The 20791-nt window shown below is 62.7% G+C and carries 22 protein-coding genes; 6 read left to right on the top strand and 16 right to left on the bottom strand.

Going from position 1 to position 20791, the window contains the following annotated elements:
• Positions 1–6 precede the first annotated feature (6 nt).
• Complete coding sequence (locus tag ATY02_RS06845; protein ID WP_068583747.1) at positions 7–1095, bottom strand: efflux RND transporter periplasmic adaptor subunit; 1089 nt, start codon at positions 1093–1095, stop codon at positions 7–9.
• A gap of 93 nt (positions 1096–1188) precedes the next feature.
• Here ATY02_RS06845 and ATY02_RS06840 point away from each other — a divergent pair, with 93 nt between their 5' ends.
• Positions 1189–1833 carry a TetR/AcrR family transcriptional regulator gene (locus ATY02_RS06840; protein ID WP_068583744.1) on the top strand — a complete coding sequence of 215 codons (645 nt, stop codon included), beginning with the start codon at positions 1189–1191 and terminating at the stop codon, positions 1831–1833.
• Between the two features lie 21 nt (positions 1834–1854).
• Here the strand turns inward: ATY02_RS06840 and ATY02_RS06835 are convergent, their stop codons facing one another.
• Entirely contained in the window at positions 1855–2637 is a 783-nt protein-coding gene (locus ATY02_RS06835) for a class I SAM-dependent methyltransferase (RefSeq protein ID WP_068583742.1), read from the bottom strand.
• A gap of 94 nt (positions 2638–2731) precedes the next feature.
• On the opposite strand from ATY02_RS06835, the gene ATY02_RS06830 reads away from it, so the two are divergent.
• Positions 2732–3349, top strand: a complete 618-nt coding sequence (locus tag ATY02_RS06830) for an energy transducer TonB (protein ID WP_068583739.1) — start codon at positions 2732–2734, stop codon at positions 3347–3349.
• Positions 3350–3358: 9 nt separating this feature from the next.
• Here the strand turns inward: ATY02_RS06830 and ATY02_RS06825 are convergent, their stop codons facing one another.
• From ATY02_RS06825 to ppc, 7 genes are all read right to left on the bottom strand, one after another.
• The gene (locus ATY02_RS06825; protein WP_068583736.1) at positions 3359–4057 is read right to left on the bottom strand and encodes an extensin family protein; all 699 of its coding nucleotides are present in this window, start codon (positions 4055–4057) and stop codon (positions 3359–3361) included.
• 12 nt (positions 4058–4069) lie between these two features.
• A complete protein-coding gene (locus tag ATY02_RS06820; RefSeq protein WP_068583732.1) occupies positions 4070–4903 on the bottom strand; it encodes an isocitrate lyase/PEP mutase family protein in 834 nt (277 codons plus the stop codon).
• Positions 4904–4933: 30 nt separating this feature from the next.
• Entirely contained in the window at positions 4934–5794 is an 861-nt protein-coding gene (locus ATY02_RS06815; protein ID WP_068583774.1) for a DUF72 domain-containing protein, read from the bottom strand.
• A complete protein-coding gene (locus ATY02_RS06810) occupies positions 5791–6090 on the bottom strand; it encodes a hypothetical protein (protein ID WP_068583729.1) in 300 nt (99 codons plus the stop codon). The genes ATY02_RS06815 and ATY02_RS06810 overlap by 4 nt, the downstream gene beginning before the upstream one ends.
• Positions 6091–6277: 187 nt before the next feature.
• Positions 6278–6952 (bottom strand): tRNA (adenosine(37)-N6)-threonylcarbamoyltransferase complex dimerization subunit type 1 TsaB, encoded by a 675-nt coding sequence (gene tsaB, locus ATY02_RS06805; RefSeq protein WP_068583726.1) that lies wholly within the window; start codon positions 6950–6952, stop codon positions 6278–6280.
• Positions 6953–7042: 90 nt separating this feature from the next.
• Complete coding sequence (gene adk, locus ATY02_RS06800; RefSeq protein ID WP_068583723.1) at positions 7043–7690, bottom strand: adenylate kinase; 648 nt, start codon at positions 7688–7690, stop codon at positions 7043–7045.
• 289 nt (positions 7691–7979) lie between these two features.
• Positions 7980–10610 carry a phosphoenolpyruvate carboxylase gene (gene ppc / locus ATY02_RS06795; RefSeq protein ID WP_068583720.1) on the bottom strand — a complete coding sequence of 877 codons (2631 nt, stop codon included), beginning with the start codon at positions 10608–10610 and terminating at the stop codon, positions 7980–7982.
• 205 nt (positions 10611–10815) lie between these two features.
• On the opposite strand from ppc, the gene ATY02_RS06790 reads away from it, so the two are divergent.
• The 3 genes from ATY02_RS06790 to ATY02_RS06780 all read left to right on the top strand — a co-directional run bounded on the left by ATY02_RS06790 (position 10816) and on the right by ATY02_RS06780 (position 12689).
• Positions 10816–11160, top strand: coding sequence for a pilin assembly protein (locus tag ATY02_RS06790; RefSeq protein ID WP_068583718.1), 345 nt, complete (start codon positions 10816–10818; stop codon positions 11158–11160).
• A gap of 283 nt (positions 11161–11443) precedes the next feature.
• Positions 11444–11857 carry a DUF4398 domain-containing protein gene (locus ATY02_RS06785; RefSeq protein WP_068583715.1) on the top strand — a complete coding sequence of 138 codons (414 nt, stop codon included), beginning with the start codon at positions 11444–11446 and terminating at the stop codon, positions 11855–11857.
• 49 nt (positions 11858–11906) lie between these two features.
• On the top strand, positions 11907–12689 hold the full coding sequence (locus ATY02_RS06780) for an OmpA family protein (protein ID WP_068583713.1): 783 nt from the start codon (positions 11907–11909) through the stop codon (positions 12687–12689).
• 86 nt (positions 12690–12775) lie between these two features.
• Here ATY02_RS06780 and ATY02_RS06775 read toward each other — a convergent pair whose 3' ends face one another.
• The 6 genes from ATY02_RS06775 to prfB form a co-directional block, all read right to left on the bottom strand.
• The gene (locus tag ATY02_RS06775) at positions 12776–13102 is read right to left on the bottom strand and encodes a hypothetical protein (RefSeq protein WP_068583710.1); all 327 of its coding nucleotides are present in this window, start codon (positions 13100–13102) and stop codon (positions 12776–12778) included.
• Complete coding sequence (locus tag ATY02_RS06770; protein WP_068583707.1) at positions 13099–14025, bottom strand: alpha/beta hydrolase; 927 nt, start codon at positions 14023–14025, stop codon at positions 13099–13101. Before ATY02_RS06770 ends, ATY02_RS06775 begins: the two co-directional genes overlap by 4 nt.
• Before the next feature lie 131 nt (positions 14026–14156).
• On the bottom strand, positions 14157–15434 hold the full coding sequence (locus ATY02_RS06765) for a flavohemoglobin expression-modulating QEGLA motif protein (RefSeq protein WP_068583704.1): 1278 nt from the start codon (positions 15432–15434) through the stop codon (positions 14157–14159).
• 135 nt (positions 15435–15569) lie between these two features.
• Complete coding sequence (locus tag ATY02_RS06760; RefSeq protein ID WP_068583701.1) at positions 15570–16286, bottom strand: TetR/AcrR family transcriptional regulator; 717 nt, start codon at positions 16284–16286, stop codon at positions 15570–15572.
• Between the two features lie 105 nt (positions 16287–16391).
• Complete coding sequence (gene lysS, locus ATY02_RS06755) at positions 16392–17894, bottom strand: lysine--tRNA ligase (protein ID WP_068583697.1); 1503 nt, start codon at positions 17892–17894, stop codon at positions 16392–16394.
• A gap of 91 nt (positions 17895–17985) precedes the next feature.
• A protein-coding gene (gene prfB, locus ATY02_RS06750) for a peptide chain release factor 2 (RefSeq protein WP_103324112.1) occupies positions 17986–19081 on the bottom strand; the annotation gives its coding sequence in 2 pieces (ribosomal slippage) (positions 17986–19008 and positions 19010–19081; 1095 coding nt in all).
• A 187-nt stretch (positions 19082–19268) separates the two neighbouring features.
• Between prfB and ATY02_RS06745 the strand changes: the two genes are divergently transcribed.
• A complete protein-coding gene (locus tag ATY02_RS06745; RefSeq protein ID WP_068583695.1) occupies positions 19269–19796 on the top strand; it encodes a hypothetical protein in 528 nt (175 codons plus the stop codon).
• Here the strand turns inward: ATY02_RS06745 and ATY02_RS06740 are convergent.
• Positions 19778–20779 carry a response regulator gene (locus ATY02_RS06740; RefSeq protein ID WP_068583692.1) on the bottom strand — a complete coding sequence of 334 codons (1002 nt, stop codon included), beginning with the start codon at positions 20777–20779 and terminating at the stop codon, positions 19778–19780. The two genes, ATY02_RS06745 and ATY02_RS06740, sit on opposite strands and share 19 nt — an antisense overlap.
• Between the last annotated feature and the right edge of the window lie 12 nt (positions 20780–20791).

The raw sequence follows: 20791 nt of genomic DNA, 5'->3' as shown, positions 1-20791 counted from the left end.
CGGGGATTACTCCTTCGCCGCCAGGTTGACCACACGGTTGGAGCGATCCACTGGGCGCACTTGCAGGCCCTCGTGAAGCACATGCACGCCCGCCGCCACTACCCAGTCGGAGGGGCTCAGGCCTTCGAGCACCGGCACGGTCTTCTCGTTGAAGGCGCCGACCCGTACCGGGGTCTTGTGCAGGGTGTTATTGGCGTCGATCCGCCAGACGTAGGTGGCGCCGCCCTCGGCGGTCAAGGCCGACAGCGGTACCGACAGCGACACTTGCTCGCCGCTCTGGACGAATACCCGGGCACTCTGGCCCAGTTCCGCCGGGACCTTGCCCGTGTTGAAAGCAATGCGCGCGGCGAAGGTTCGCGAGCGTGGGTCGGCAGCCGGGGACAACTCACGGATCTGTCCGTCGAAGCGCTGCCCTGGCTGGGTCCACAGCTCCACCGATACCGGCTGGCCGATCTTGAACCGACCGAAGTTCTGTTCAGGGAAGCTGATCAGCACCTCCCTCTCGCCATCGGTGGCCAGGGTGAAGACCGTCTGCCCCGCCGCCACTACCTGCCCCACCTCCACGGCACGCTTGGCGACCACGCCATCCTGAGGTGCGCGCAGCACGGCGTAACCGGCCTGGTTGTTGGCTACGTCGAATTCGGCCTTGATCTGCTTGAGCCGCGCTTCGCCGGAGCGGTAGAGATTCTCGGCATTATCGTATTGGGAACGGCTGACCATCTGCCGGTCCAGCAGGGCCTTGTAGCGATCGCGCTCGGCACGCACCAGGTCGAGGTTGGCGCTGGCAGCGGTGACTTGGGCCCGGGTCGCCTCCAGTTGCAGGCGTACATCCTGCGGGTCGAGTTCGGCCAGGGGCTGATTGGCCTTGACCCGCTCACCCTCCTCTACCAGCCGTCGGCTGACCTTGCCGCCGATACGGAATGCCAGGTCCGGCTCATAGCGGGCCCGCACCTCGCCGGGATAGCTGTCCAATGCCCTTGCCGAAGGCTCCGGCTGGACCACCATGGCTGGCCGGATGCCAATTTGGACGGGCTCTTCGTGCCCACAAGCAGACAGAAAAAAAGCCAGGCTGACTGGCAGGGCATAGCGGAACATGGCGGCGACCTTTCGCTAATGGTGCTTGGAATATTTATACTGGCCAGTATGTTATTAATAGCAAACTCACCAGTCCAGTATTAACAGCGAAAAATGTCCGACAATAATGCCGCACACGTTGGGCCAGGCAGGCCCAAGGATCTGGCAAAACGCCAAGCCATTCTCGACGCAGCGAAGAAGCTGTTCTTGAGCAACGGCTACGCCAGTACCAGCATGGATGCGGTCGCCGCCGAGGCCGGCGTTTCAAAGCTCACGGTGTACAGCCACTTCAATGACAAGGAGACGCTGTTCTCCGCCGCCGTCGTGGCCAAGTGCGAGGAACAGCTGCCTACGCTGATCTTCGAGCTGCCACCCGACACCTCCGTGGAAAACCTGCTCTTGAGCATCGGGCGGGGCTTTCATCAACTGGTCAACAGCGACGAGTCGGTCAACCTGCACCGCCTGATCATGGCGCTGGGCAGCCAGGACCCCAAGCTCTCGCAGATGTTCATCCAGGCAGGACCCGAGCGGGTGTTGCAAGGCATGGAGCGGCTGCTGGGCAAGATCGACCAGTTGGGCACCCTGCGCATCGACAAGCCACGCAATGCGGCCGAGCACTTTTTCTGCATGCTCAAGGGCGGGGCGAATTTTCGCGTGCTCTTCGGCTGTGGCCAGCCACTGACCGGGGCTGCCGCGGAGGCGCACGTCAGGGAAGTGGTGGAGCTGTTCATGCGTGCCTATCGTCCAGGGCCGGACTGATCCCCGGCCCGGCGATGAGGCTCAGGCCTTGAGAGCCTTCTTCGGGTAGATATCGTAGCGGCTGGACTTGCCTTCCAGGCCATGACTGGGCTTGGGCCCGTCGATGCACGGCGCCTTGCGTGGACGCTTGACCACGACCCGATGGCTGGCCAGCGCCAGAGCCGCCTCCAGCAACGCCGGAGCGTCGTTGTCATCCCCTACCAGTGGACGAAACAGGCGCATTTCCTTTTTCACCAGGGCGCTTTTCTCCCGGTGGGGGAACATCGGATCGAGGTAGATCACCTGGGGCGGCTCCCCCTCCCAGTTGCGCATCAACTCGATGGAGTTGCCCTTGAGCAAGTGCATTCGTGCAACGATCGGCGCTACTTCGGCGTCCTGTGCGGCACGGGCCAGGCCATCCTCGAGCAACGCGCCAATCAAGGGTTGGCGCTCGATCAGGCTCATCTCGCACCCTAGGGTTGCCAGGACGAAACCATCCTTGCCCAGGCCCGCCGTGGCATCCAGCACCCGTGGGCGTATGCCCTGGGCCACGCCCACCGCCTTGGCGATCATCTGCCCGCTTCCGCCACCGTACAAGCGTCGGTGAGCGGCTCCACCTTCGACGAAGTCCACCCGTACCGGTCCTGGCGCTTCGGGCCCCAGTTGCTGCAGTTGCAACCCCTGCTGGCCCACCTGCAAGGCGAACTCGGCGTCCTCGATCTGCAACGGCAGGCCCAGGCGCTCGGCCCACTGCCGGGCCTCGGACTCGAACCCGGCATCCAGGGCCTCGACGTTGATGCGGCAGGCCGCAGGTTGCTCACTCATCTGAAAACACACTCAAAAAATTAATGATCGGCAAAAACTGCCGATAACAGGACTATCGGCCATTTTGCCAGAGCTCAAGCGTCGACCGAGAGCAATGTCAGACATTCAACGCACATCGATAGGCTACATCTCGCCCCACGGCGATTATGGCCTGCGCAATTCCCAGGCACTGAGCGGCGTCAGCCATCTGTGGCAGGACTTCTTTGCCCAGGCGTTGGCCGAGCAACGGGGAGAGGGCGCGAGCGTTGAAGCAGCACCTGTGGTGGCTGTCGATGGGCCGGTAGAGCCTACTGGGGGCACCCAACTGTTGGCCCAGATCGTCAATCAACGTGGCTGCGATGTGCAGGACACCGAAATACGTCCGCCCGAGCCACTGTTCCTGCCGATCGCCGAATTCGAAATGGAATTGCTGGACAAGCCAGCCCCGCCCTTCCCGCCTGAAGAAATCATTGCCCAGCAACGCCAGCAGGATTTCGAGAGTGGCTGGGTCCGTCCGATCGTGCTCAACGCCGGCCAGCCCGTACCCGCTCCAGGCCCGGCACCGGAACCGCGACCGCTGCACCTGCCGATCGCCGAGTTCGAGATGGACCTGCTGGACAAGCCGGCCGAACCCTACCCAGCGCACGAGCTCATCGAGCAACAGCGGCAGATGGACTTCGACATGGGCTGGGCCCGCCCATTGATCCTGCAGAACCTGCGGATCGCCGCCTGACCCACCCCCTCATCGACAACGCCAGAGTGGCCCCAGGTCCAGATGAAAGTGGTTGCGATGGGCGCTGTTGAATTCAGGCCCCAGCACCACATTGAAGGCGTCGCAGGCGCCGTCCCTGGCCAGCCGCAGAAACCGCCCCTCAGCACTGTCCTTCGGCCAATCCTTGAGCACGCTGATACTGCGCCCGTCACTCAGGCGAAAACCGGCGATATCCAGGGCATTGGCGCTGGCATGCTCGCTGCGCCAGCCAATCTTGCGGTGATACATGTTGCGGCAGGCAAAACTGCCCAGGTGATCGACACGCACCACCCTCTGGCCAAACACCTGCTGCGCCGCCGGCTGCAAGCCATGACGCTGATACAGGGCAAAGGCCACCGCCAGTGGGCAACTGGCTAGAAAGCTGCTGCTCAGGGCGATATCGCCGCCCTGCACCCGCACCGTATTGCTCAAGGGGCAGTCTACGTCGGCACGACTGTCCGGTTGCCGACTGGTGCGCAAGCCCGAGGTCGCGAGGGCCTGGTCGCACAGCTGTGGGTCATCCTGCAGTCGTGACAGCTTGAAGCGGGTCAACAGATTGGGCTTGGCCCGCACATCCAGCGGCGCCCAGGGATTCCAGGCATCGGCCAGCGGCAGCCAGCCCAACCGAACGCCAATCAACAACAGGGCGCCCAGCAACACCAGGGCGCCCACAACCTTCCTTGCCCTCACGCCAATTCCTTTTTACGACTGCTTGAACAATTGATTGATCTGCCCGAAGGGAATCGCCCGCTCGGCGAAATCGAAGCGACCCTGGTCACGGATCTCCTGCGCCGCCTGGTAGAACGCGCCATAGGCCGCCCGGGCCAAGGCCGAACCGACACTGATGCGCTTGACGCCCAGTTCCGCCAATTGCGCCACACTCAGGTCCAGGCCGCCGGACATCAGCACGTTCACCGGTTTGGGCGCCACCGCCCGCACCACTTGGCTGATCTCCTGCGCACTGCGCAGCGCCGGGGCATAGAGCACGTCGGCGCCAGCCTCGGCATAGGCCTGCAGGCGGCGGATGGTGTCCGCCAGGTCATTGCAGCCGTGCAACTGGTTCTCCGCCCGGGCGGTCAGGGTGAAGGTGAACGGCAGGCTGCGCACCGCCGCGACGCAGGCCTCGATGCGCTCCACTGCCAGCTGGAAATCGTAGATGGGCTCTTCGGCACGGCCGGTGGCGTCCTCGATCGAACCACCCACCGCGCCACTAGCCGCCGCTTGCAGCAGGGCCTGGGCGCACTCCCCTGGGTTGTCGGCAAAACCGTTCTCCAGGTCCACGGCCACCGGCAACTCACTGGCACCGACGATGCCGCGCACATTGGCCAGGGTATCGGCCAGGCTCAAGGCGCCTTCGGCATCCGGACGCGCGAGGGAAAACGCATAACCGGCACTGGTGGTGGCTAGGGCCTCGAAGCCCAGGCCAGCCAGCAACCTGGCGGAACCGGCATCCCACGGATTGGGAATGACGAAAGCCCCGGCACGCTCATGCAGGGCCTTGAAAGCGTTGGCACGAAGGGTTTGTGCGCAGTCCATTACTCGCTCCTCGAAGGCTGTGAAAGCACCTCAGAGCAAGCCAAGCTGCTCCGCGGCGGGTTCCCTGTATAACTCAGGCAAGGCGGGTAAACCAGGCAAACGTTGCATCAGGCGCGCATGAAAACGCCGGGCCAGTTCGGCGGCCATGCGGTTGTCGGAGGTGTGCAGGAAAACATACGGCGTACGCCCCTCTTCGATCCAGCCGGCGACCTTATCGAGCCAGGGCACCAGGAACGGATCGTTGGCTTCAAGCTCGGGATGGCCGATGAAGCGCACCTGGGGAAACTGGGTGAACGCCGCAGGGCGCGGCGGCACCTTGGGCTTCTTGGACTGGGCATGCAGCACTGCGGGCGCCGTGGAAGTGCAGCTGAACAAGGCTCGTGGATCGAGGCAGATGCGCTCCACACCGCGTTCGCGCAGCAAGCGGTTGAGCATGCGCTCGGCATCGCCCTTGGCGAAGAACTCCGGATGACGGACCTCCACCGCCAACGGTCGTTGCAGGCCATCGATGAACTCCATCAGTTCGCCCAGGCGCTGTGGCGCGAAGGTGGCCGGCAGTTGCAGCCACAAGGGCGACACCCGCTCACCCAGGGGGCTGAGCAACTGGATGAAACTCTCGGCGGCCGGCAATTGCTCACGCAGGTCGCCACCATGGCTGATATCACCCGGGAACTTGGCGGTGAAGCGAAAATGCCCCGGCATGATCTGCGCCCAACGTTCCACCGTGGCGGGCGCGGGCCGGGCATAGAAGGTGGTATTACCCTCGACGGCATTGAACACCTGGCAGTACAGGCCGAGGAAATCATTGGGCCGGGCATCTTCCGGGTACAGGTACTCGCGCCAGGCGTTTTCGCTCCAGGAAGGGCAACCGAGAAAATAAGGCAGCATCAGATGTGCAGGTCGAGGCCCACGACTTCCATGTCCCACTCGACGAAACCGGCGGTAGTCAGGTAGCTGGCCAGGGCATTGGCCACGCTTCTTTTCATTGCGCGCTGGAAGATCATGTCCTGGGGACGGGCGGGAAGATTGCTGGTACGGGAGGCTGACTGGGAGCGCCCTTGGGCGGCGGGTTCGGGTTGGACATCGGCGGCATCGATATCGTCCAGGGACTCGTCTACCTGCACCCGGCCTTTGCGAGGCTTGCGCTTGATGGGGTAGGAGTTGGATGAGATGCCGTCTATGCGCATACTGAAAAGCCCGGGGTCGATGATGGCAATTTAGCGGCACCGCTTCGACTTAGCAAATGCCTGAGTGTTAACTAGAACACAGAAAAGCCAAAAGGTTTGAATCCGGGCAGGATCCGCGTCAAAAACCGGACGATTGGCGCTGGCCGCGCAGGTCAGCCAGCCCATCGTCCCATGCCTGTTGGGATATTCAGCGGGCCTTGGGAGTGGCTACCTTGTCCCGCAGGTAGACCGGCTGTGCTTCATCGGCAAGGATCGCCTCGCCCCGCTCCCAAGCGAACCGGGCCAGGGTGAGCAGGTCCTGGGCATGGGGCAACATGCTCGCGTCCTGGCCTATGGGGTCGACGCCGATCCGCTCGGCATAACCCCAGCCGGTGCCAGCACCGAACCAGTCGCCGCCACTGCCTTCAGGCAGGGCGGCCATCTCGGGAGGCAGCACCGCTTCGTTACCTACCAGGCGCATTTCACCGGCGACTTCCCGGTAGCAGCCCCAATAGACTTCGTCCATGCGGGCGTCGATGGCTGCCGCGACCTGGGTCGCCCCATGCTCGCGCAAGGCACGCTGGGCCAGTACCGCCAGGTTGGACACCGGCAACACCGGGCGATCCAGGGCAAAGGCCAGCCCCTGTACCACGCCAATAGCGATCCGCACGCCGGTGAAGGCTCCCGGGCCACGGCCAAAAGCAATGGCATCCACCGCCTGCAATGTGGTGCCTGCGTTGGCCAGCAGCTCCTTGATCATCGGCAACAGCTTCTGCGCATGAAGGCGCGGGATCACCTCGTAATGGCTCGTGACCTTGCCGTCATGCAGCAAAGCAACGGAGCAAGCTTCAGTCGCGGTGTCCAGGGCCAGCAAGGTGCTCATCGGGGGTTCCATAGCATTGAAAAAAAGTGACGCATTATAAACAGCAACGGCCCGCAAGCGGGCCGTTGAACGATCAAACGATCAGGTCATTCAGCTCAGGGCTTCGAGCACCTTGGCGGTGATCACTTCCACCGAACCCACGCCAGGGATATGGCTGTACTTCGGCTTGCCCTGGGCGGCGGCCAGTTGCTGGTAGAACTCCACCAGCGGCTTGGTCTGGGAGTGGTAGACCGACAGGCGATGACGCACGGTTTCCTCGGTGTCGTCCTTGCGCTGCACCAGGTCTTCACCGGTGATGTCGTCCTTGCCGGCGATCTTCGGCGGGTTGTAGACGGTGTGGTACACACGGCCCGACGCCTCGTGCACACGGCGACCGGCGATACGCTGGACGATCTCTTCGTCGTCGACGGCGATTTCCACCACGTGGTCCAGTTCGATACCGGCCTTCACCAGGGCTTCGGCCTGGGGAATGGTGCGCGGGAAGCCATCGAACAGGAAACCCTTGGCGCAGTCAGGCTGGCTGATGCGTTCCTTGACCAGGTTGATGATCAGGTCATCGGAAACCAGGCCGCCGCTGTCCATCACGCTCTTGGCCTTCAGGCCCAGCTCGGTGCCCGCCTTGACCGCAGCACGCAGCATGTCGCCGGTGGAGATCTGTGGAATGCCGAACTTCTCGGTGATGAACTTTGCCTGAGTACCTTTACCGGCCCCGGGAGCTCCCAGCAGAATTACGCGCATCGATGTGCTCCTCAATTTTTTATTTAGAAACGCTCGGATTCGCCTCGTCGGGCCAATCTCAAAAATCGGGTTAAAGCCGCCCAAACGGCCAAAGGCTGATCAAGATACACAGCCGACACAGCCCACACAAGCAGTCGAAAGTCGGAAGAACCCGGCGTTTTCGTGCCCGCTTGGCCAGGTAGGACAAGTCGCAACCCCATAACAAAGTGTCGCCAGATGAATCTGAGCGACACCTTGGATTTACCCCGACAAGGGCCTTGCCTATATAGCCCGACAGCCCCCTGCTCCCTCAGCCGGTATTGCGCAGGCCAGCGGCGATACCGGCCACGGAGACCAGCAACGCCTGTTCTACGGGGCTTCCTTGGGGCGCCTCCTCCTTGCGCGAGCGCGCCAGCAGTTCGGCCTGCAACAAATGCAGGGGATCGAGGTAGGTATTGCGCAGGCGGATGAATTCCAGGGTCTCGGGACTGTGGGCCAGCAACTGCGACTGCCCGGTCAGGCCCAGGACCACCGCGCACGCCTGCGACAATAGGTCGCGTAAATGCACCCCCAACGGCAGCAGCTCCGGCTCCACCAGACGCTCGTCATAGGATTGCGCAATATCCGCATCGGCCTTGGCCAGGACCATCTCCAGCATGTCGATACGAGTACGGAAGAACGGCCACTGCTCACGCATCTGCGCCAGCAACTCGCCTTCGCCGCGGGCCAGCGCCTTGCTCAGGGCTGCCTCCCAGCCCAGCCAGGCCGGCAGCATCAGGCGGGTCTGGGTCCAGCCGAAGATCCACGGAATCGCCCGCAGGCTTTCGATGCCTCCGGCCCGGCGCTTGGCTGGCCGACTGCCCAAGGGCAGCCGGCCCAGCTCCTGCTCCGGCGTGGACTGGCGGAAGTACTCGACGAACTGCGGGTTGTCCCGTACCACGGCGCGATAGGCATGCACCCCATCGCTGGCCAGTTCGTCCATCATCTGGCGCCATGCCGGCTCCGGCGGGGGCGGAGGCAGCAAGGTGGCCTCCAGCACCGCTGCCAGGTAGAGATTGAGGTTCTGCTCGGCGATATCCGGCAGGCCGAACTTGAAGCGGATCATCTCGCCCTGTTCGGTGGTACGGAAACGCCCCGCGACCGACCCGGGCGGCTGCGACAGGATCGCCGCATGCGCCGGGCCGCCACCACGTCCCACGGTGCCACCACGGCCGTGGAACAGCAGCAGCTCCACTTGTTGCTCGCGGCAGATATCCACCAGCCGCTCCTGGGCCCGGTACTGGGCCCAGGCAGCGGCGGTGGTGCCAGCATCCTTGGCCGAGTCGGAGTAACCGATCATCACCTCCTGCGGGCCCTGCAAGCGCGAGCGGTAACCTGGCAGGTGCAGCAGCTTCTCCATGACCGGCCCGGCATGATCCAGGTCCGCCAGGGTCTCGAACAAAGGCACCACGCGCATCGGTCGCAGTACTCCGGACTCCTTGAGCAGCAATTGCACCGCCAGCACATCGGAGGCCGCACCGGCCATGGAGATCACGTAGGACCCCAGGGACGCCGCCGGGGCAATGGCAATCTCGCGGCAGGTCGCAAGTACCTCGGCAGTGTCCGCCGAGGGCTTGAAATACCCGGGCAACAACGGGCGCCGATTACCCAACTCGCGCATCAAAAAGGTGATGCGATCCTCCTCGCTCCAGTCCTCGTAGCGCCCCAGGCCCAGGTAGTCGGTGATCTCGGTCATGGCCGCGCTATGCCGGCTGGAATCCTGGCGCACATCCAGGCGTACCAGGAACAGGCCGAAGGTCACGGCCCGACGCAGGCAATCGAGCAGCGGGCCATCGGCGATCACCCCCATGCCGCACTCATGCAGCGACTGATAACACAGCTGCAACGGCTCCAGCAGGTCACGGTTGTGCTGCAGCACCTCGGCACCCGCCGGCACCGGTGCGCTGAGTGCCGCATGGGCCCAATTGCGTGTGGCCCGCAGGCGCTCGCGCAGTTGCTTGAGCAATGCCCGATAAGGCTCGGCGCTATCCCCCGCCCTGGCCAACAGCGCGGCACTGGCCTGCTGCATGGACAACTCGGCAGCCAGGTGATCGATATCCCGCAGGTACAAGTCGGCCGCCATCCAGCGTGCCAGCAACAAGACTTCGCGAGTCACTGCCGCCGTGACATTGGGGTTGCCATCGCGGTCTCCCCCCATCCACGACGCGAAGCGGATCGGCGCCGCCTCCAGTGGCAGGCGCAGCCCGGTCGCGTTGAACAACGCCTTGTCGGCCTTGCGCATGTAGTTGGGAATCGCCTGCCACAGGGAATGCTCGATCACCGCGAAGCCCCACTTGGCCTCATCCACGGGCGTCGGCCGGGTCCGCCTAATCTCCTCGGTATGCCAGGCTTCGGCGATCAGGCGTTGCAGGCGCTCCTGGATCTGCCCTCGTTCGGCGCTGCTGAGGTCACGGTGGTCCTGGGCCGCCAGTTGCGCCGCAATGGCATCGTACTTCTGGATCAGCGTCCGACGCGCCACTTCGGTGGGATGCGCCGTCAGCACCAGTTCGATTTCCAAGCGCCCCAGTTGCCGGGCCAAGGATTCGGCCGAATGCCCCTCGGCCCGCAGGCGGCTCAACAGCTCCGGCAGCACCCGGGCCTCGAACGGTGCAGGCTGGGACTCATCGCGACGATGGATCAACTGGTACTGCTCGGCGATGTTCGCCAGGTTGAGGAACTGGTTGAACGCCCGGGCCACGGGCAGCAGTTCATCGTCGCGCAACGGATCGAGGCTGGCGCTCAACTCGGCGCCCGTCGAGCCACGCCGGTCGGCCTTGGCCGCCTTGCGGATCTGCTCGATCTTGTCGAGGAAGCCCTCCCCGTACTGATCCCGGATGGTATTGCCCAACAGTTCCCCCAAGAGGTGAACGTCTTCGCGCAAGCGCGCATCAATATCGGTCATCGAGGTGTTCTCCAGCAGACAAGAAGGCAGCACGGAAGGCTCAAGAGTGCCGCTAGCACGCGCCCCTTAGCAAGCATGGGACGAGCCGGCGCCAAGCTTCGGCAACGGAGCTAGTCTCAAGAATAGGCCGTACAAGGGCCATGCACCGGCACCCACCGGGCCACTCAACTCATCCTGCCACGAGCGGGGGTTTCTTGAGGTCACCATGAAAATCCGTGAACTTGCGCAACATTGGGAAGAAAACGCCAAGGGCCGCCTGAGCCGGACCGGCTACCGGATCCACCTGGACATGGAGGCCGCCGCGCGCCTGGCGGCCCTTGCCGAGATGTACCCCAAGCGCCAGCCCGAGGAGCTGCTGGGAGAACTGATCGGTGCCGCCCTGGAAGAGCTCGAAGCCAGCTTCCCCTATGTCCAGGGCCAGCATGTGGTCGCCACCGACGAGGAAGGCGACCCGCTGTACGAGGACATCGGTCCGACCCCGCGCTTCCTCGCCCTGTCTCGCCAGCACCTGCACCTGATGTCGAGCCAGGCCGATAAACCGAAGCACTGACTGGCCATGCTTTTCACTTCTTGAAAGCCTGATTCCCGGCACTCAAAGGTGCCGGGGATACCCCTGCGCTCGGCAAAAGTTCCCGGTTTTTGGGGTTGTCCTAGCAGTCAGATTTTTTTTGGGCCAGTCGCCATCTTTCTCTGAACTATTCAAAAAAGCCTCAGGTCACACCCATTAGCCATCACTGGAACGGCCGTTTCAAATTTTGCCATCAGCGCTTGTAGTCACTCAGCGTCACGGCGCAGGACCAGGGTGGATTTTGATGTTTCCCAGGAGTTACCCAATGGAGTTGAAGACCATGAAGATCAGCACTGCCAAATCCTCGTTCACCTCTCTGCGCGGGCTGAAACTGGCCGCGCTGGCCCTCGGTAGCAGCATGGTACTGGCCGGTTGTGCCGGGAATCCGCCCTCCGAGCAGTACGCGGTTACCCAATCGGCGGTCAATAGCGCAGTGAGCGCGGGCGGCACCGAATTTGCCGCTGTAGAAATGAAATCGGCGCAGGACAAGCTCAAGCAAGCCGAGATTGCCATGCATGACAAGAAGTACGACGACGCTCGCCGCCTGGCAGAACAAGCCGAGTGGGACGCCCGGGTCGCCGAGCGCAAGGCCCAGGCCGCCAAGGCCGAGCAAGCGCTGAAGGACTCGCAGAAAGGCGTTCAGGAACTGCGTCAGGAAGGTATGCGCAGCGTGCAGTAAGCCGCCGCCGACTCCCACGTACTCGTAATCGATTGAAAGGACGAACATTATGCGCAAACAACTGATGATCCCTGCCCTGTTGGCCATGAGCGTAGCCCTGGCGGCCTGCTCCACCCCGCCGAACGCCAACCTGGAAAATGCCCGCACCAACTTCTCGGCCCTGCAGGCCAACCCACAGGCCAGCAAGCTTGCCGCCCTGGAAACCAAGGACGCCTCCGACTGGATGGACAAGGCCGACAAGGCTTATCTGGACAAGGAAAACGAGAAGAAGGTCGACCAGCTGGCCTACCTGACCAACCAGCGGGTTGAGGTTGCCAAGGAAACCATCGCCCTGCGCACCGCCGAGATCAAGCTCAAGGACGCCGGTGACCAACGCGCCCGCGCCATCCTCGACGCCCGCGATGCACAGATCAAGCAGCTGCAGGCCAGCCTCAACGCCAAACAGACCGACCGCGGTACCCTGGTGACGTTCGGTGACGTGCTGTTCGCCCTCAACAAATCCGACCTCAAGCCCAGCGGCCTGGCCAACATCACCAAACTGGCGCAGTTCCTCCAGCAGAACCCGGATCGCAAGGTGATCGTCGAAGGCTATACCGACAGCACCGGTCGCGACTCCTACAACCAGTCGCTGTCCGAGCGCCGTGCCGGTTCCGTGCAGATGGCCCTGATCCGCATGGGTGTCGATCCTGCGCGCATCGTCTCCCAGGGCTATGGCAAGGAATACCCGGTAGCCGATAACGGCAGCGTATCCGGCCGGGCCATGAACCGTCGCGTGGAAGTGACCATTTCCAACGACAACCAGCCTGTGGCGCCGCGCTCTTCGGTGCGCTGATCCTGCCTTTGCCTATATAGAGGCAGAGAAAACAAAACGCCGCGGACCTTGAGGTCCGCGGCGTTTTTCATTCCCGCAAGCCAGGATCATTGCTCCAGCTGCGGCGTCTCCTGGCCCATGCAGCGCACAGCCTGCTTCTTGTTGTTGACCAGAACTCCAGTCAGGCCTTTTTGCTGGGTATCGAACAACACCAGCACGCCATCCATGCACTGCGCCACTTCGGCAGCGGGCTGCAGGGAGATCTTGTAATCCTCGCCGGGCACGGTCTTGAGCATGGTGAAGTCGTTGAGCAACAACGCATCCTCCGGCTTGGCGAAATGCAGGTAGCCGTAGTACCACAGGCAGGCCACGGTGCCGAGGATGCTGCAGATACCGGTGATGATCATGGGGATGGCGTTGCGTTCTTCACTCATTGCGGACTCTCTGGAGGTTCAACTGCTGAATTCGGTGTCGCCGGGTAATTGGGGATCTCCCCCAGGCGGCGCAACCCGTCGAAATGCTGCGGATCATCGAGGTAGCGCAGCATGACGCTGCGCCAGGTCGGATCGGCAAAGGTTTGCACATGGTCGCCACGGGTCAGTTGCAGGACCCGTGGCGGCGGCGCAGCTTGATACAGACGGATGCCATTGGAAAGAGGCACCAGCGGATCATCGAGGCTGTGGTAGATCAGCTTGGGCACGCCTGTCAGGCGCGGCATGGAGTAGATGGCGCTGTCGGCGTCCGGCACCAGCCAGGACAACGGCACCTGCAAGGGCCAGGTCAACCAGGAGGTGCTCAGGGCGTAGCGCCCGACATCCCGATAGCTGGCCGGTACGCCATCGAGGACAAGCGCCTTGAGCTGGCCCTGGCGCTCTGGATGCTCCACCAGATAGTGAATGGCCAACGCACCGCCCAGGCTTTGACCCAGCACCACCAGCGGCTTGCCCTGGACCTCTGGGGCCTGGTCCAGCCACTTGAAGGCCGCGTCGACGTCCTGGTAGATCGCCGGGAGGGATGGCTCCCCCTCGGACACCCCATAGCCGCGATAGTCCAGCAACAGGACCTGATAACCCTGCTCCGGCAACCACCAGCTGCCACCCAGGTGCCAAGCCAGGTTGCCACCGTTGCCATGCAGGTGCAGCACCGTACCCTTGACCGCTACTCCGGCCTTGGCAGGCAGCCACCAGGCACGCAGCTTGAGGCCGTCGGCGGTGGTCAGGGTCACGTCGCGGTACTCGAGCTTGGCTCGCTGGGGAGTGAATGGCAGGCCAGGCTCCGGGTAGAACAGCAGCGAACTGCACCCCTGCAGGCCCAACAACAGGGCAAGAACCGCACAGCACTTGAGTAATCTGCTCATCGGGCATTTCTTGTCGCGAGCGGCGAGCGAACGCGACACGAACGCCATCGTGCAAGTCGCGGAACATCCTGCGAGGCCTTGCGGCAGCGACAGGTATCTGTGAGTACATCCATGTTCGGCCCCATGCAGGTCTACAGGATATTGGAGTAGTCCGCCTCGATCCGATCCAGGCTCAAGTGGTTGAGGAAGTTGGAGAAACACATCCACGCCGACAGCGCATTCATGTCGCGAAACTGCTCGGGCAGGTACTTGGGAGGCACCACCAGCCCTTCATCGACCAGCTGCCGCAGGGTGCGCATGTCCTCGAGGGTGGTCTTGCCGCAGAACAGCAACGGCACCTGCTCCAGCTTGCCTTTGCGTACAGCCAGCTGAATGTAGTTGTAAACCATGATGAAGCCCTTGAGATAGGACAAGTCCTTGGTAAAAGGCAACCCATTGGGCACCGAACCACGGAACACCCGGCTGGCGTTGCCGTAGCTCTCGGCCATCTCGAAACCCTGTTCGCGGAAGAACTCGAACACCTGCAGGAAATCCGCCCCCTCCTCCACCATATGGATCGCCCGAGTACGGTTGGTCAGCTTGCGCAGGCGGCTCGGGTAGGAGGCGAAGGTAATGATCTCCATGAGGATCGCCAGGCCTTCCTGGGTCACCGTCGACGAGGGCGGGCCCTTGGCCAGGAAGGTGCAGATCGGCTGGTTGAGGCCGTTCAGGGTGGTGCCTACATGCACCAGGCCTTCATGGACTTCCAGGGCGCGCACATCACGATCGTTGAACATCGCATCGCTGCGGATCTTGATGTAGTCGGCCCCTGCCGCCGCATCGGCGACGATACCGTCGGACTCGAAGACCCGGATGGTTTCCTCGGCTTCGCCGAACACCTTGTTCAACCGGCCTTGCAGCAAGCCGACGGCATCCTTGGCGCTCAAGGTCTTGGGTTCGTCCTTGAGATCGCCGCGCCCGTCGATGTTGTTCAGGTAGTCGGACATCATCAGGCCCAGGTCCGCCAGGGTCGGGTCGCCAGCATGGAAGGCGTCGGAGGCGGCACCATACAACTCCTGGGAAATCAGGCCGAAATCACCCGTACCCCGCGCCTCCAGCATGCGCACCACCATGCGGTATTCCTTGCACATGCGGCGCATGATCTGCCCCACCGGGCTGAACTGGCCCAGTTGACGCGTGATGTCGCGCTCGATGTTCTGGAACTCCAGCTTCACCGCACCGGAGTCGAAGGACAACGGGCGCCCCTCGTAATAGGCGCGGTCCACCGCCGGCATTTCCTTGCCCTTGGCCTTGAGAAATCCCTTGCGAATGCTTTCGTCCCATTTCACCGCATCCAGGACGCGAATCGGTGTCTGTGCCAGCACTATGCGATCGGACAAAGTGCGTATCGTCTGCTGGTAATCGTCCACCCGAAATTCCCTCTGTTGAATCGCTCGAACCTGTGACTGGGCGGCCCGCTGAACGCGTACCGCTGCGACAAAGACCTTACCGGTCCTGAATTGACCTGGAGCCTGGTTGATCCGTTCCCGGTCGGGACTGCTACCTCACACGGAAGCCAGCACCAGGTGCATGTAGCGGGTCAGGATACCGAGCATTTCCTCGTCGGCCAGTGGCTCGGCGTCGTTGAGCAGGCCCTGATATTCCATTCGGCCGATTATAGACGTCAACACCTTGGCGTCTTGCTGTGGCTCCCGCGACCCCAGGACCTGGAAGAACTGGCAAGTGCCCTGCAGCAGGATCTGCTGGTGCGAGCGCACCAGCTGCGCCAGGCGCGGGTTGAGCAACGCCTCCTGGCGAAATGCCTGCTCGGCCATCAAGTGCTCGCGGCGAGTGCTGAGCTGGCGCTGCACGTAGTCGGCGGTCATGCGCGCGATATCGTCGGCCAGTTGCGAACGGCAAGCCAGGCTGCCGTCGCCATAGGCCACCATTTCCCGTAGCAACCCTTCGTTACTGGTCCACAGCTTGGCCATGAACGCCGCGCTGCGCTCGACATACTGGGCGAAGGTATCGGTGAGCAGGTCATCGATATCCTTGAAGTAGTAGGTCGTGGCCGACAGCGGCACACCGGCTTCGGCGGCTACCGCGCGATGGCGCACGGCCCGCACGCCGTCGCGCACGACAATGCGCATGGCGGCATCGAGGATCTCCTGTCGGCGTTGTTCACTGCCCTGGCGGCTGGCCTTGCGGCCTTGGTACTGAACACTTTCAGCCACCGCAGTGGCGATGCCAGCTGCACCTTCTTGAGCAATTGCACGGTTCACGACAGGTATTCCTCTTATCAATTACACAGAATCAAAAGCGGTACGTCAGTTCCAACCAGACAATAAAAAGCCGCCTGGTAAAGGCGGCTTCTTATTCACGACATCTTAGGCTTGCGGCCGCATGTGCGGGAACAAGATCACGTCGCGAATCGACGGCGAGTTGGTCAGCAGCATCACCAGGCGGTCGATGCCGATGCCTTCACCGGCGGTTGGCGGCATGCCGTATTCCAGGGCACGGACGAAGTCGGCGTCGTAGTGCATGGCCTCGTCGTCACCGGCGTCCTTCTCGGCCACCTGGGCCAGGAAGCGCTCGGCCTGGTCTTCGGCATCGTTGAGCTCGGAGTAGGCGTTGGCGATCTCGCGGCCACCGATGAACAGCTCGAAGCGGTCGGTCACGGCCGGGTTGTCGTCGTTGCGACGAGCCAGCGGAGACACTTCAAACGGGTACTCGGTGATGAAGTGCGGCTGCTCCAGCTTGTGCTCCACCAGCTCTTCGAAAATCATCACCTGCAGCTTGCCCAGGCCTTCGTGGCCCAGCACCTTGGCACCAGCCTTCTTGGCGATCTCGCGGGCGCGGTCGACATCTTGCAGGTCGGCGGCGGTCAGCTCCGGGTTGTACTTGAGGATCGAGTCGAACACCGAGAGGCGCACGAACGGTTCGCCGAAGTGGAACACCTTGTCGCCGTACGGCACGTCGGTGGTGCCCAGGACCAGTTGCGCCAGCTCGCGGAACAGTTCCTCGGTGAGGTCCATGTTGTCGTTGTAGTCGGCGTAGGCCTGGTAGAACTCGAGCATGGTGAATTCAGGGTTGTGACGAGTCGAGACGCCTTCGTTACGGAAGTTGCGGTTGATCTCGAACACTTTCTCGAAGCCACCAACCACCAGGCGCTTGAGGTACAGCTCCGGCGCGATACGCAGGAACATGGCCATGTCCAGGGCGTTGTGGTGGGTTTCGAACGGCTTGGCCGCTGCGCCGCCAGGAATGGTCTGCAGCATTGGCGTCTCGACTTCGAGGAAGTCGCGCTTGGCCAGGAAGCTGCGGATATGGGAGATCACCTGGGAGCGCACACGGAAGGTGTGGCGGGTTTCCTCGTTGACCATCAGGTCGACGTAGCGCTGGCGGTAGCGCTGCTCGGTGTCGGTCAGGCCGTGGTGCTTGTCCGGCAGCGGGCGCAGCGACTTGGTCAGCAGGCGCACGTTGGTCATCTCGACGTACAGGTCGCCCTTGCCGGAGCGGGCCAGGGTGCCTTCGGCGCTGATGATGTCGCCCAGGTCCCAGGTCTTCACCGCGGCCAGGGTTTCTTCCGCCAGGGTCTTGCGGTTGACGTAGACCTGGATGCGGCCAGTCATGTCCTGGATCACCATGAACGAGCCACGGTTGAGCATGATGCGACCTGCCACCTTGACCGGGATCGCCGCTGCTTCCAGCTCTTCCTTGGTCTTGTCCGCGTACTGTTTCTGCAGGTCGTTGCAGTAGCTGTCGCGACGGAAGTCGTTGGGGAAGGCATTGCCCTTGGCACGCTCTGCGGCAAGTTTTTCCTTGCGCAGGGCGATCAGGGCGTTTTCTTCCTGTTGCAGGTCTTGCGCTTCGGTCTTGAGGTCGCTCATGTCGTCATTCTTTCCATCAGGTGTTCATTGCCCCTGTCGGGCAGGGCGCGCAATACCGGCAACGGCCGGTATCGCGGCGGTGGTGTGCGGTTTACAGCCCCTGCTTGAGGCTCGCTTCCAGGTATTGGTCGAGGTCGCCGTCCAGGACCTTCTGGCAGTCGCTGCGCTCGACGCCGGTACGCAAGTCCTTGATGCGCGAGTCATCCAGTACGTAGGAACGGATCTGGTGGCCCCAGCCGATGTCCGACTTGGTGTCTTCCAAGGCCTGCGAGGCGGCGTTGCGTTTCTGCATTTCCTGCTCGTACAACTTGGCCCGCAGCATCTTCATGGCGGTGTCCTTGTTGGCGTGCTGGGAACGTTCGTTCTGGCAGCTGACCACGGTGTTGGTCGGCACGTGGGTGATCCGCACCGCCGAGTCGGTGGTGTTCACGTGCTGGCCGCCGGCGCCGGAGGAACGATAGGTATCGATGCGCAGGTCGGACGGGTTGATCTCGATCTCGACCTTGTCGTCGATCTCGGGCGAAACGAATACCGCCGAGAACGAGGTGTGGCGACGGGCGCCGGAGTCGAACGGGCTCTTGCGCACCAGGCGGTGTACGCCGATCTCGGTACGCAGCCAGCCAAAGGCGTACTCGCCCTTGATGTGCACGGTAGCGCCCTTGATGCCGGCGACGTCACCCTCGGACAGTTCCATGATGGTGGCGTCGAAGCCGCGCTTGTCGGCCCAGCGCAGGTACATGCGCAGCAGGATGTTGGCCCAGTCCTGGGCCTCGGTGCCACCAGAGCCGGCCTGGATGTCCAGGTAGGCGTTGTTCATGTCCATCTCGCCACTGAACATGCGACGGAACTCAAGCTGGGCCAGGGCTTCTTCCAGCCCCTGCAGCTCGGTCTCGACGTCGCTCACGGCGCCTTCGTCATTCTCCTCGACGGCCATGTCGAGCAAGTCCTTGCAGTCCGCCAGGCCGCCGGACAGCTTGTCCAGGGTCTCGACGACCTGCGCCAACATGGAGCGCTCGCGCCCTAGTGCCTGGGCGTATTCGGGCTTGTTCCAGACGTTGGGGTCTTCCAGTTCGCGGTTGACTTCGATCAGGCGGTCATGCTTTTGATCGTAGTCAAAGATACCCCCGAATGGACTGGGAACGCTCGGTCAGGTCCTTGATGGTATTCAGGATCGGGTTGATTTCCATGGATGGCAGCACTCGTTGGCGAACTTTTGAAAGCCGACGATTATAACGGAATCACTGAATGGCGGCAGCCCGCTTGGCGGCTTTAACAGTGAATAGCCACGCCAACACGCATGCCGGGCCCTCTATAATCCGGGCTCACGCTTCATCCCCATGCCCCACTGCCAGCAGAAAGCGCAAGCGAGCCTCCATGGAAAGAACCCTCACTGATGCAGAAATCCGCGACATCCTCGCCCGGGAAAGGCGCAACCTGAGGGGCTCGCAGGCGATGGTGTACTTCATCCTCGGCCTGTTCGCCGCCATAGCGCTGTTGGGCGTCGGCCTGTTCATCCACACGCTGCTGGCCTGGGCCCTGGCCGTACCTTTGGCGGTGTTTCTCTGGTGGTGGATCTATTACCGTACCCGCGCCATGGAAAACACCGTGGGCACGCACACCCTATGGTTGCAGGCGCAGTTCAGCGCCACTTGGGTCAACGCCCACCGCAATGGCCACTGGCGCTATGTCTTCGGTGACTACCCCATCGCCGCCAGCAACCTGATCGACAATCTGTTCAGCGCTGGAAAACTCAACATCCATGCCCAGTACAGAGTCGAAGCCGTGCTGCTGACTTGCCCACAAACCTCGAGCCACTGCTACCACCTGTTCCCCGATACCTTTATCGAAATATCCGGGGACCAACAGCCTGCCAGCGAAGACGGCTACTCGATCCCTACCTGATTGCGCCCATTGTTCTTGGCCAGGTACAGGCCCTTGTCCGCGGCCGAAATCAACTGCCGGCAATGGCTATTGGGCTGCGGAGTCATGGTCGACAGGCCGATGCTGATGGTCAGGCTGGCCCCTTCCACTGGTGCGATATGGGGGATTTTCAGGGCCTCGACGGTCTGGCGCAGCTTTTCGGCCACCAGGCGCGCGCCACCCGGTGAGGTGTTGGGCAGCACCAGGACGAACTCTTCGCCACCGTAGCGCGCCGGCAGGTCGGATGGCCGGCTGCTGGCCTCACGGATTGCCGCGGCCACCTTGCGCAAGGCCTCGTCGCCCTCCAGATGGCCGAAAGTGTCGTTGTAGGTCTTGAAGTAGTCGACGTCGATCATCAGCAGCGACAACTGGCTCTGCTCACGCATGGCCCGGCGCCATTCCAGCTCCAGGTATTCGTCGAAGTGCCTGCGGTTGGACAAGCCGGTCAGGCCGTCGGAGTTCATCAGCCGTTGCAGCACCAGGTTGGTATCGAGCAACTGTTGCTGGCTGACCCGCAACGCCCGGTAGGCGGCGTCCCGCTGCAACAGGGTCATGTAGGAGCGCGAGTGATAGCGGATACGCGCCACCAACTCGATGTTGTCCGGGAGCTTGACCAGGTAGTCGTTGGCCCCGGCGGCAAAGGCCGCACTCTTGATCAGCGGGTCTTCCTTGGTGGACAGGACGATGATCGGAATGTTCTGGGTGGCCGGGTGGTTGCGGTACTCGCGCACCAGGGTCAGGCCATCGAGGCCCGGCATCACCAGGTCCTGGAGGATCACCGTGGGCTTGATGCGGATCGCCTGGGCAATGGCCTGGTGCGGATCGGCGCAAAAGTGGAAGTCGATGTTTTCCTCATTCGCCAACCCACGCCGAACCGCCTCGCCGATCATGGCCTGGTCGTCCACCAGCAACACCATGGCAGCGTTTTCATCGGTCTTGAATTCGTCGAGCTGTAAATCATTCATGGGTTGTCACCT

The sequence above is a fragment of the Pseudomonas sp. BIOMIG1BAC genome (genome assembly GCF_001705995.2).
In the GTDB taxonomy this organism is placed as follows: domain Bacteria; phylum Pseudomonadota; class Gammaproteobacteria; order Pseudomonadales; family Pseudomonadaceae; genus Aquipseudomonas; species Aquipseudomonas sessilinigenes.
This window is presented reverse-complemented; position numbering and strand designations above follow the sequence as displayed.